The 11,910-nt window shown below is 70.1% G+C and carries 8 protein-coding genes and 2 pseudogenes; all 10 read left to right on the forward strand.

From position 1 onward, the window contains the following. Window positions 1–751, forward strand: a pseudogene (locus tag OM076_RS43835) (hypothetical protein); the annotation flags it as partial. 11 nt (window positions 752–762) lie between these two features. Continuing rightward, window positions 763–1,224 carry a phage tail protein gene (locus tag OM076_RS43840; RefSeq protein ID WP_270046559.1) on the forward strand — a complete coding sequence of 154 codons (462 nt, stop codon included), beginning with the start codon at window positions 763–765 and terminating at the stop codon, window positions 1,222–1,224. After that, entirely contained in the window at window positions 1,221–1,883 is a 663-nt protein-coding gene (locus tag OM076_RS43845) for a CIS tube protein (RefSeq protein WP_270046560.1), read from the forward strand. Before OM076_RS43840 ends, OM076_RS43845 begins: the two co-directional genes overlap by 4 nt. Continuing rightward, complete coding sequence (locus OM076_RS43850) at window positions 1,883–3,580, forward strand: VgrG-related protein (RefSeq protein WP_270046561.1); 1,698 nt, start codon at window positions 1,883–1,885, stop codon at window positions 3,578–3,580. Before OM076_RS43845 ends, OM076_RS43850 begins: the two co-directional genes overlap by 1 nt. 9 nt (window positions 3,581–3,589) lie before the next feature. Continuing rightward, window positions 3,590–3,991, forward strand: a complete 402-nt coding sequence (locus OM076_RS43855) for a GPW/gp25 family protein (protein ID WP_270046563.1) — start codon at window positions 3,590–3,592, stop codon at window positions 3,989–3,991. Next, window positions 3,988–5,982 carry a putative baseplate assembly protein gene (locus OM076_RS43860; protein WP_270046564.1) on the forward strand — a complete coding sequence of 665 codons (1,995 nt, stop codon included), beginning with the start codon at window positions 3,988–3,990 and terminating at the stop codon, window positions 5,980–5,982. Before OM076_RS43855 ends, OM076_RS43860 begins: the two co-directional genes overlap by 4 nt. 7 nt (window positions 5,983–5,989) lie before the next feature. Then, on the forward strand, window positions 5,990–6,685 hold the full coding sequence (locus OM076_RS43865; RefSeq protein ID WP_270046566.1) for a phage tail protein: 696 nt from the start codon (window positions 5,990–5,992) through the stop codon (window positions 6,683–6,685). Beyond that, entirely contained in the window at window positions 6,682–9,789 is a 3,108-nt protein-coding gene (locus OM076_RS43870) for a PASTA domain-containing protein (RefSeq protein ID WP_270046567.1), read from the forward strand. Before OM076_RS43865 ends, OM076_RS43870 begins: the two co-directional genes overlap by 4 nt. Before the next feature lie 5 nt (window positions 9,790–9,794). Then, complete coding sequence (locus OM076_RS43875; protein WP_270046569.1) at window positions 9,795–11,429, forward strand: FHA domain-containing protein; 1,635 nt, start codon at window positions 9,795–9,797, stop codon at window positions 11,427–11,429. Then, window positions 11,429–11,910: pseudogene (locus tag OM076_RS43880) on the forward strand (hypothetical protein); the annotation flags it as partial. The gene OM076_RS43875 and the pseudogene OM076_RS43880, both read left to right, overlap by 1 nt.

Genomic DNA, 11,910 nt, shown 5'->3' on the forward strand with positions numbered 1-11,910 from the left:
CACGCCCGCCGCCCCTGGTCGCCCCGCCGCCCCGATCGGCCAGCCGGCCCGGCCGGTCGTCGCGCGGGCCGCGGCCCCCACGCGCCCCGTGGTCTCCCGCTCCGCGGCGCCCGAGGACGACGACGATCTCGGCGCGGACTTCCCGGCGGGCGACGACCTCGAAGCGCTGCCCGACCTCGGGGCGCCGGGCGAGGGAGCGATCGCCCCCACCGCCGCCCGCGCGACGGTCAGCCGCACGCCCGCACCGCGCCTCGCCCGCACCACCACCGCCACCACACCCGCCTCCGACGGCGCGACCGCGCTCGCACCCGCGGCACGACCGGTCGTCAGCCGCGTCGCCGCGGAGACCGCCCGCCCGCACCTGCAACTCGTCCGGACCGAGCCCACGCCCACGCCCACGCCGGCCATCACCCCCGCGCAGCCGACGATCTCACGCGCCGCGGAGCGCGTCGCGGGCGCCACCGGCGGTGCGATCGAGCAGGGCGAGGGCGGGCTGAGCACGGTGCACTTCCCGCCGCCCGCCGAGATCTCCACGACCCATCAGCCCTACACGATCTCGCGTGAGCTGTCCGATCCGGCGCCGTCCGCGGCCTCGGTCGAGCAGCACACGCCCGCGGAACACCCCGCCGACGACAGCAAGAGCGCCCAGATGGACCCCGAAGCCCTCTACGAGTACTTCCTGGACCGGTTCAAGCGCGATCTCCTGATCGAGCGCGAGCAACTCGGCCACCTACTCATCGACAACCCTTAGCGAGTCGCTGAATGCCCTCACCCTCCTCCGCACAAAACGACAAGGTCACCCAAGCCTTCAACTTCGACGTGAAACTGCTCGGTCTGAATGTCCAGCTCGGCTTCTTCGCGGCGGTGACCGGGTTCTCGTCTCAGGTCGACGTGCTCGAGTACCCCGAAGGGGGCCAGAACACGTTCGTGCACCGGCTCCCGACCCGGGTCAAGCAAGGGAATATCACCCTCAAGCGCGGCGTTGTCACGAGTGAGAAGGCGCTGCTCGACTGGTACCAGAAGACCGTCGTACAAGTCCAACCGGTGACCCTCCAGATCTCCCTTATGAACACTTCGCTTCAACCCGTGCGCGTCTGGAACTTCGCGAACGCGTACCCGGTCAAGTGGACGAGCATCGACCTCACGGCCGCGTCGACGGAGATCGTCACCGAGCAACTCGAGGTCGCGCACACGGGCATGACGGTCCAGGCGGTGGGGTCATGAGCGCTCCGGCGGCAGCGGCGAACTTCGTCAAGGCCAAGCTGATCATCGACGGCGGCACGACGCTCGACTGCTACTTCAACCCGACCGAGTACTCGCTGACCAAGAGCAACGAGTGGAAGTACAAGCCGGTCACGGGCACGTCCTTCACGGAGCCGGAGTTCGGCGGCGGCCAGCCGCGGCAGATGGAGCTCAGCCTGCTGTTCGACCAGAGCTTCCCGCCGTACAAGATGACCGTGCGCGAGTCCACGGCCGCGCTGCTGGACGCGATGGAGGTGCCGAGCGGCCAGTCCGGCGGCACGCCCACCGCGGTCCCGCCGTTCGTGACGTTCCAGTGGGGCACGCTGATCTTCAAGGGCGCGATGACGAGCCTCACGTGCGCGTACAAGCTCTTCCGCCCGGACGGCGAGCCGATCCGCGCCGACGTCAAGCTCACGCTCAAGCAGGCGGCCGAGACCGTCAAGGGCCAGAACCCGACCACGCGCGCGCAGGCCGGCTTCGGCACCCACCGCGTCAAGGACGGCGACACGCTGCCCTCGATCTCCTACCGCGCCTACGGTGACGCCACGCGCTGGCGGCTGATCGCGGAGGCCAACGGCGTCGACAACCCGCTGCACCTGCGCCGCGGCAGCTCACTCGCGCTTCCGGCGCTGGAGAACTGATGGCACCGGCAGCACAGGCCGAACAGCACGTCGCGGGACTCGAGATCAAGGTCGCCGGCGCGGCCCTGGAACCCCGCTGGCGCAACTCGATGATCGAGATGAAGGTCGTCGACAGCCTCACCTTGCCCGACATGGCGCTGGTGCGCCTCAAGGATCCGACGGGCGACGCGATCGACAGCCACCCGCTGCAACTCGGCAAGGACCTCGAGATCAAGGCGTCGGCCACCGGCGAGCGGGCCACGACGTCGATCTTCAAGGGCCAGATCGCGGCCGTCGAGCCCGAGTTCGGCGCCCAGGGCGTCGTCATCTCGATCCGCGCCTACGACAAGGCGCACAAGCTCAACCGCCAGCGCAAGACGCGCACGTTCCAGCAGATGTCGGCCTCGGACATGATCCGCAAGATCGCGGGCGACTCGGGGCTTTCGGCGCAGGTCACGGCGACGAGCGTCGTCCACGAGTTCTTCCAGCAGAGCAACGAGACCGACTGGGACTTCGCCTGGCGCCTCGCGTTGATGCACGACTACGAGGTCGTCGTCGACGACACGAAGCTGCAGTTCCGGCCGGCCAACAAGGGCGACGGAGGAGCGCCGGTCACGCTGACCTACCAGGACACGATGATCTCCTTCCGGCCGCGCATGAGCGGCGTCCAGCAGCCGAAGACGGTCAACATCCGCGCCTGGGACCCGAAGGGCAAGAAGGTCATCACGGGCACCTCGGCCAGCGGCACGACGACGTCCAAGGCGGGTGTCGAGCGGTCGAAGGTCTCCAACGACCTCGGCGGCGGCACGACCGCGATCGCCGACCGCGTCGCCGCCAACAACGGCGAGGCCAACGCGCTGGCCAAGTCCACGCTGGACCGCATGAGCGACGCTTTCTATGAGGCCGACGGCGTCGCGTTCGGCAACCCCAAGATCACGGCCGGCTGCAAGGTCAAGGTCGCCGGGGTGGGCCAGCAGTTCTCCGGCACCTACACCGTCACGAGCTCCACGCACACCTACCGCGGCGCGACCGGCTATCAGACCTCCTTCCAGATCTCCGGCCGCTCGAGTCGCACGCTGCTGGAGCTGATGCGCCCGCCGCAGGAGCGCGACTGGTCGGCCTCGCTGGTGGTCGGCATGGTGACCAACAACAACGACCCGGACCAGATGGGGCGGGTGCGGGTCAAGTATCCGAGCCTCAGCGACACCGAGGAATCGGCGTGGGCGCGGATCGCGACGCCCAGCGCGGGCAACGCGCGCGGCCTGCTGATGCTCCCGCAGGTCGACGAGGAGGTCATCGTCGGCTTCGAGCACGGGGACACGCGCCGGCCGATCGTCGTCGGCTCGCTCTTCAACGGCCGCGACAAGCCTGGCGCGGACCTGATGCAGAACCGCGACGGCTCGTTCGCGCTGCTCTCGAACGAGAAGATCCACCAGCACTCCAAGAAGGACTTCGAGATCAAGTCCGACCAGAACATGGTGGTCACGATCCAGAAGGACGAGACGCACAAGATCTCCGGCAACTACAAGAACGAGGCGACCGGCAATGGCAACCTCAAGGCCCAGCAGTACGTGGTCGAGGCCGGATCGAGCATGACCGTCAAAGGCGTCTCGGTGACCGTCGAAGCCTCTGCATCCCTGACCCTCAAGGGCGCTACGGTGGACATCCAGGGCTCCGGCCCGGTGAACATCAAGGGCGCCATCATCAACATTGGTTAGAGTCGGCTCGTGACGGAGATCATCGGATCCGGCCTCGCGTTCCCCCTCCAGGTCGACCGCCGCGGCGGAATCGCCCTGGCGCGCGACGAGCAGGACATCGACCAGGCGATCCAGCTCATCCTCGGTACCGCTCCCGGTGAACGCCCCATGCGCCCGGAGTTCGGGTGCGGCGTCCACGATTTCGTGTTCGACTCCATCGACGCCAACACCGTCGGCCGCATGGAGGACGCGATCCGCACGGCGCTGGAGCGCTGGGAACCGCGCATCGAGGTCCAGAGCGTGGACTTCGACCTGACGCAGTCCGGCAGCGGGCTGCTGACCATCGACATCGGCTTCAAGGTGCGCGCGACCAACACCGAGCGCAACCTCGTCTACCCGTTCTACGTGATCCCGGCGGAGGAAATGGAGTGAGGCTCCCAGAGATCCAGCTCGACGATCGCCGGTTCCAAGAGCTCGTCTCGGAGGCCCGCACGCGGATCTCGCGCGCCTGCCCGGAGTGGACCGAGCACAACGTCTCAGACCCCGGCATCACGCTGATCGAGCTGTTCGCGTGGATGACGGAGATGACGATCTACCGGCTCAACCGCGTGCCGGACAAGCTGCACGTGACGCTGCTGGACCTGCTCGGCATCCGCCTCGACGGTCCCAGCGCGGCGACCACGAGCCTGCGCTTCAAGCTCGCCGACAAGCCGATCGAGCCGATCCTGATCGGCGGCGGCATCACCGAGGTCGGCACGCCGCGCACCGCGCACGACGAGTCGGTGATCTTCCAGGTCGACGAGGACTTCACGATCCCCGCGATGAGCCCCGCGGCCTACGTGCTGCAGCGCCACGGCCAGGTCAAGGACGTCGGGATCGCCGAGGGCGAGGCCCGCCCCACCGGCTCCGACCAGCTCGCGTTCGGCAGCCCGCCGCAGGTGGGCGACGCGCTCTATCTCGGCTTCGAGGAGCCGCTGGACCGCCTGATCGTGCAGATCGAGGTCGACGCCTCGATGGCCCGTGGCGCCGGCGTCAACCCCGAGGACCCGCCGCTGCGCTGGGAGGTCTCCCAGGCCGACGGCCAGTGGGCGCCCGCCGCGGTGCTCGAGGACCTCACCGGTGGCTTCAACTACGGCTCCGGCACCGTCGAGCTCGAGCTGCCCCCGCGGTCGGTCGTCGCCCCGCTCGGCGGGCACCGGCTGCACTGGCTGCGCTGCCGGATCGCGGAGACCAGCGTCAGCGGCCGTGCCGGCGCGACGTACTCCCACGCGCCCGAGATCTACTCGATCAGCGCCGCCCCGATGGGCGCGCGGCTGCCCTCGACGCACGCCGCCCGCGTGGACCGCGAGGTCCTGGGCGTCAGCGACGGCACGCCCGGCCAGAACTTCCCGCTGCGCAACCAGCCGGTGCTCAAGTTGGGCGCCGGCGAGCTGCTCGAGGTCCAGGACCCCGAGTCCGGCGACTGGTCGCGCTGGGAGGGACGCCCGGACTTCGTCGGCTCAACGCAGTTCGATCGCCACTTCGTGCTCGACCTGGTCAGCGGCGAGGTCGAGCTCGGCCCGGCGATCCGCGAGACCCACGGCGGCTGGACGCAGTACGGCGCGGTCCCGCCCAAGGGCGCGGTACTGCGCTTCACGAGCTACCGCCACGGCGGCGGCCGCGAGGGCAACGTGACGGCCAACACGCTGAGCGTGCTCAAGAGCACGATCGCGGGCATCGACACGGTGACCAATCCGGACGCCGCGGTCGGCGGCGTCGACGCCGAGATCATCACCCACGCCCGCCAGCGCGCGTCGATGGAGATCCGCTCGCGCTATCGCGCGGTCACGGCCGAGGACTTCGAGTTCATGGCCGGCGAGGCCAGCCCGCGCGTCGCCCGCGCGGTCTGCATCCCGCCCCGCGACGGCGCCGCGGTGCCGCTGCATCTCGTCCCGCGCATCTACCCGGCCGACCGCCGGCTGGACTTCGCCGAGCTGATGCCGGAGGAAGCCCTGCTGACCGAGGTCGCCGAGTACCTCGACGACCGCCGGCTGATCGGGACGACGGTCGAGCTCAAGCCGTGCCGCTACCGCGGGCTGAGCGTGGTCGTCAACCTCCAGGCGCGCCCGCTGGCCGACACCGCGCGCGTCGAGGAGGACGTCGCGCACGCGCTCTACACGTACCTGAATCCGCTGGTGGGCGGCAACCCGACCGGCCCGGGCGCGGGCTGGCCGTTCGGTCGTGCCCTCAATCAGGGTGAGCTCTACGGCGTGGTGCATGCGGTCGACGGCGTCGAGTTCGTGCGCATCCTGCGCCTGTACGAGACCAACCTCGAGACCGGCGAGCAGTCGGCGAAGCCGGCCGGCACCCACATCGTCCTCGAGCCCGACGAGCTGATGGCGAGCGGCCTGCACATCGTCAAGGCCACGCACCGCGAGGACTGAACGAGCTTTGGCAGAGCAGTACAAGCCTGAGGATCCGAGCGGGAACGGCCACGCCGCGGGGGACGCGTCGGCCAACGGCCACGCCACCAACGGCACCGGCTCCTTCCGGGGGCCGGGCTTCGGCACGCTGATGATCCAGATGGCCTCCGGGCCGATCGAGACGCCTCCGGTCGCGTCGACCCGCGCGTATCTGCGCAACGGGTTGCCCGCTCTTTACCAAGATGGCGATTTCGGCATGCGCTTCGTGGGCGCGCTCGAGGAGCTCCTGGACCCGATCGTCGCGGTCCTCGACGGCCTCAACTACCACTTCGATCCCAACTTCGCCCCGCCCGACATCCTCGAGCTGCTCGCGGCATGGTTGGGTGTGGACCTCGACGAGACGCAGAACATCAAGCACCAGCGCGAGATGGTCATGCGGTCCGCGGAGCTCTCGCGCAAGCGCGGAACGGTCAAGGGCATGGAGTTGGCGTTGAGGCTCCACTTCCCCGAGGTGCCGATGCGCATCGAGGACAACGGCGGCGTGATCTGGCATGGGCGGCCGGGCCCGAAGGAGAAGCCGTCGTCGAGCTTCATCGTCTACTGCGACATCCCGGTCGACGAGACCGTGCAGGCCGCGATCGCGCGGTGCATCGAGCAATACAAGCCGGTGCACAGCACGTATCGCCTGCGCGTGAAGGCAGCGAAGAAGAAGGTTGAGACATGAGGACGTGTCAGAGCTGCGGCAAGGAGAACCCCGCCGACCAGGACTTCTGCAGTTGCGGTGAGTACCTGCGCTGGGAGCCGACCGGCTTCGTGCAGGCGATCACGCCGGAGATGGCAGCCGAGGCCGCAGCGCAAGCGGCGCCGCCCAAGCCCCCCGAGCCTGCGCCCACGACGCCGCCGGACGCGCGCGTCACCCCGGCCTCGCCGCCCACGCCCGCTCCAGGCAACGGCAACGGACAGCACGCCGCGGTACCTGCTCCCCCGCCCGCACCTCCGGCTCCGCCGCCGCCCACCGCCACCTCCCTGCCGGCGATCGTCCCGCCGACGCCCTCCTCGTCCCCGGCGCAGCAGCCGCCGGCGGCGAAGACGCTGATCCGCGGCGCCGTGCCCGGGCCGCCCGCCCAGCAGCAGCAGGCAGCGGAGCCCAACGAGCCCGCCACGATCGTCCTACGCCTGCCCGAGGGCGACCCGGCCAAGGGCGAGACGCTGCACCAGGCCGTCGAGCCTGGCCAGCGCGAGCGCGTCCTGGCGCTGATCCGCAACCAGAGCGGGATCGTCGACAACTACGACATCCGCGTCGAGGGGATGCCGCAGGACTGGTGGTCGGTCTACCCCGGGACGGTCTACCTCGTCCCGTTCGGCGCCGGCGGCACGTACGAGCAGGAGGTCGAGATCCACCTGCACCCGCCGCGCGGCCCCGAGGCCGAGGCGCGGGTGTGGGACCTGACGATCGTCGCCGACTCCAAGGCGATGCGCACGGTCGCGGCGTCGGCGCCGCTGGCGCTGCACATCCAGCCCTACATCGAGACCGCGACGACGCTGCGCCCGCAGCGCAAGAAGGGCCGCCGCAAGGTGACCTTCGACGTGACGATCGCCAACAAGGCCAACGCGCCGGTGCTGATCGCGCTCGAGGGCGAGGACGAGGACGCCGAGCTGAAGTTCGGCTTCAACCGCCCGCCGTCGGAGATCCCGCCCGGTGCCGCGATCGTCTCGCAGATGCAGGTCCGCCCGCCCAAGCAGATCTGGATCGGCCGTGGTCGCGATTGGCGCCTCGAGGTCAAGACGATCACGGGCGACGAGGCGGCCGAGCGCGCCGCCGACCAGGTCGTCGGCGCCGACGTCCTCTTGCAGGCCGGGCCGCCGGTCAAGAAGAAGTGGTACAAGCGCCGCGCGCCGCAGGTCCCGGGGATGTATCCCCCGCGGGTGTTCAAGCCGCAGCTCTACCCGCCGGACGTGAGCATGGGCCCGGGTGGTCTGCAGATCCGCATGCCGAAGCTGCAGCAGCCGCAGTTCCAGGGCCCGCAGATGAAGCAGATGAACGCGTCGCAGCTCGCGAAGCCCGGCCAGCTCAAGCTGCCGGGCCGCGGCGGCTCGAGCACGCCGACCGCGCCGCTGATGCCCACGCAGGGCGTCTTCAAGCAGAGGCCGTGGCTGCCGTGGTGGCTGATCCCGCTGCTGGCGCTCTTGCTGCTGCTGCTCTTCCTGCTCTTGCGCAGCCAGCCGCAGACGGTGCTCGTCCCGAACGTCGTGGGCGCGAAGTCGACGTTCGACGCCGAGAAGACGCTCACCAACGCCAACCTCAAGCTCGACCCGAACAAGAAGGAGCAGCCCGACGCCAAGGCGCCTCCGGGCTCGATCCTGCAGCAGACGCCGAAGGAGGGCACGAAGGTCGACAAGGGCACGCCCGTGGCGGTGCTCGTGGCCGTGGGCGTCGACAAGCACAACGTGCCCGACATCACCAAGAAGACCGCTTCGGACGCCGACAAGCTCCTGCGCGAGAAGGAGCTGACGCTCGGTCAGGCCTCGCCGCAGCCGGTGGATCCGAAGGGCCTGATCGTCAGCCAGATCCCCGCCGCGGGTGAGGTCGTCAAGGCCGGCACCGCGGTCAACATCTTCTACGCCGACCCGGCCGACGCGGCCAACAAGGCCAAGCAGAAGGCCAAGGACAAGGACAAGAACGGCAAGGGCGGCGCGGCCGGAGCTGGTGGCGCCGGCGGTGCGGGCGGTGGCGGTGCGGCCGCGGACATCATCATCCCGGCGATCAACGGCGCCAAGACCGACGCGTTCGCCAAGAAGGTCGCGGACCTGGGCATCGTCCCGGTGGTCGCCAAGGAGTTCAACGACGCGCCCGCGGGGACGCTGGTGGAGACCAAGCCGCCCGGCGGCACGAAGGTCGCCGCCAAGTCCAAGGTGACGCTGATCGTCTCGGTCGGCCAGCCCGACGTCGTCTACACCAACGGCAAGAACATCCTGCGCATCAACGGGGCCAACGGCGCCAAGCTCGACCCGGTGGCGACCAGCCCCGCGGACGAAGAGGATCCGACCTGGACCGCCGACGGCGAGCACGTCGCCTACACAGCGGACGGGCGCGTGATGCTCAAGGACCTGACCAAGAAGAACGCCGCCGCCGTCCCGCTGACGCCGGCCGGCCGCGAGTTCGCCGACACCGCGTGGGCGCCGACGGCCGACCGCAACGTGATCGCCATGGACGAGGTCACGCGTGACGGCCAGGGCTTCGTGACCGACACGGATCTCTGCTTCGGGGACATCAAGTCCGACGGCACCGAGATCAACTGCATCAAGGAGCCCGACTTCTCCGTCATCCGGCACATCCACTGGGGGACCGACGGCCGGTCGATCCTCGGCGTCGGCGTCAAGAGCGGCGGCGGGGGCGAGTTCGGCATCGTCCGCTGGAAGGTCAAGGACGGCAAGCCCGCGTTCTCGACCGATACCGCGGACTGGAGCAAGGGCCACTTCCTGACCGACACCGACACGCCGGAGAAGGGCGTGCTCGACGCCGAGGTCTCGCCCGACGGCAAGCGGCTCGCGCTGATCTCCAACCAGGGCTCATCGGCCTTCCGGCTGTGGCTCGCCGACGACCCGAACGATTTCGCGCTGTCGAGCGCGAAACAGACCGCCGTGCGCGGGTGCAAGGTCACCTGGCGCGGCGACTCGAAGGAGTTGCTGGTCGTGCAGGGCGACGAGGCGTGCAAGGAGGACATCGCCGTGATCACCCGCGTGCCCGCCGACGACGTCCGAAACCAGAAGGAGCTGAACCCGTCGGGCGATGACCCGTCGTACCAGCCGTTGACGATCGGAGGCTAAGCGGCGTGCTGTGCCCCAGCTGTCGGCGCCAGCTCGAGCGTGGAGCGAGCTACTGCAGCAGCTGTGGCACGCCGCTGAACGGCGCGGTCGCGCCGCTGGAGCTGGTGCTGGCCGATGCGACGCGGGTGCCCGTGGTGGCCGAGATGACCATCGGGCGGGCGCCCGGGGCGTCGCTGGTCATCAGTGATCCGTCCGTGTCGCGCATGCACGCCCGGATCTCCGCCGACGCGGTGATCGAGGACGCCGGTTCCAGCCACGGGACCTGGCTGGACGGCGTGCGCCTGACCGGTCCGCTGCCGCTGCGCGACGGGGCGAAGATCCGGCTCGGCGACGCCGAGCTGCGCGTGGAGCGCCGGCGCGACGCCGCGGAGGCCGGGCGGACGATCGTCGTGTCGGCCGACGCCGTGCCGGCGCCGATCCTGATGCCGGCGCCGCCCGCGTCGGGGACGCAGTTCGGGATGCGGCCCGCGTTGCGGCCGGGCTACGCGCTCAAGCGCCTGGACGCGTCCGAGGGCCGTCAGCGGTGGGTGCTGCGCGACCTCGAGTCGGGCACGTTCCTGCGGCTCTCCGACAACGACGCCATGCTCTTCCAGCTCCTTGACGGGACGCACGGCCTGGTCGAGCTGGTGCAGCTCTCCGAGCAGCGCTTCGGCGCGACCGGTCCCGCGCGCCTGGCGCGGTTGCTGACGGATCTGGGCGAGCGCGGGTTCCTGGAGGGCGTGGCGGGCGGGAAGCCGCTGGTCGAGGCCCCGACGAGCCGCTGGCGCAAGCTGGTCAAGCCGCGCGAGAAGGTCTTCACCGGCTTCGGCGGCAAGCTCGAGGCGCTGTATCGCCACGGCGGGTGGGTGTTCTTCACGCGGCCGATGCTGTGGTTCCTGGCCGCGCTGATCGTCACGGGCCTGGCGACGTTCGTGGCGTTGATCGTGGGCCGGTACGGCACGCCGTTCGTGGTCGCGAAGAAGTTCGGCTGGGGCGGGCTCGTCTTCCTGTTCGGGCGCTTCGTGGTCGTGGCGGTGCACGAGACCGCGCACGGGTTGACGATGGCGTCGTTCGGGCGGCGGATCCACCGCGCGGGCCTGAAGGTGATCGCGATCTTCCCGTACGCGTTCGTCGACACCTCGGAGGCGTGGTTCGAGCCGCGGCGCCGCCGCATCGCGGTGTCGGCGGCGGGCCCGGTGTCGGACTTCTCGATCGGTGCGATCTTCGCGCTGTGCGCGCTGCTGCTGCCCGAGGGCGTCGTCCGCGACATCTTCTTCAACCTGGCGTTCGCCGCCTACGTCGGCGGGTTCTTCAACCTGAACCCGTTCATCGAGCGCGACGGCTACCACATGCTCGTGGACTGGCTCAACGAGCCGGGATTGCGCCGGCGCGCGAAGGAACAGCTCGAGCGCAAGCTCAGCGGCGGCGCCGCCTCGACGGACTCGCCCGTGCTCGCGCGCTACTCGCTGTTCGGGCTCGGCTGGTCGGTGCTGGCGGCGTGCTTCGCGATCGGCATGTCGCTGCGCTACGAGAAGATCTTCCTCGCGATCACGGACAACAAGGCCGTCGTCTACGGCGTGATGGGGACGCTGTGGGTGGCGTTCTTCCTGCCCGTGCTGTTCGTGCTCGGTAAGCCGGTGTGGAAGCGGATCCGTGAGTGATGGCCGCGACTGAGTCAGACCTCGCCGCCAAGCTGCTCGAGCGCCTGCTCGTCGACCAGGCGTTCCGCGCGCAGTTCCGCCGCGATCCGGCGGGGGCGTGTCGCGAAGCGGGCCTGGACAGCCTCGCCCAGGAGATGTCGGTCGGCGCCGGCAAGGCGATGCACACGCTCGACATGCGCGAGTCCAAGTCGAGCCTCGCGGGCGTGATGATGGCCGCCGCCATGGAGGGCGTCGGGATCTACCAGTTCACCGAGAACGTGCTGCCGCACCTCGAGGAGATCCCGGGACAGATCGCCGACGTGCTGTCGCGCGTTGACCTGCCGGCGATCCCGAACCTTCTCCACGGCGGCGGCGGAGGCGGCGGCGCGGCCGCGGCGATCCCGACCGCCGTCGACGCCCCCTCGGGCGACGGCTCGCTGCCCGGGGCGGCCGACGCGGGCGTGCCCGCGGGCGGCGGGGGCGCGGCGGCCGCGGTACCTCC

It is taken from the genome of Solirubrobacter ginsenosidimutans, from assembly GCF_027587205.1.

Bases quoted from the DNA above. Each gene is read 5' to 3' on its own strand.
- OM076_RS43850 (WP_270046561.1), top strand. From the start codon at position 1,883: ATGGCACCGGCAGCACAGGCCGAACAGCACGTCGCGGGACTCGAGATC.
- OM076_RS43845 (WP_270046560.1), top strand. From the start codon at position 1,221: ATGAGCGCTCCGGCGGCAGCGGCGAACTTCGTCAAGGCCAAGCTGATC.
- OM076_RS43840 (WP_270046559.1), top strand. From the start codon at position 763: ATGCCCTCACCCTCCTCCGCACAAAACGACAAGGTCACCCAAGCCTTC.
- OM076_RS43870 (WP_270046567.1), top strand. From the start codon at position 6,682: ATGAGGACGTGTCAGAGCTGCGGCAAGGAGAACCCCGCCGACCAGGAC.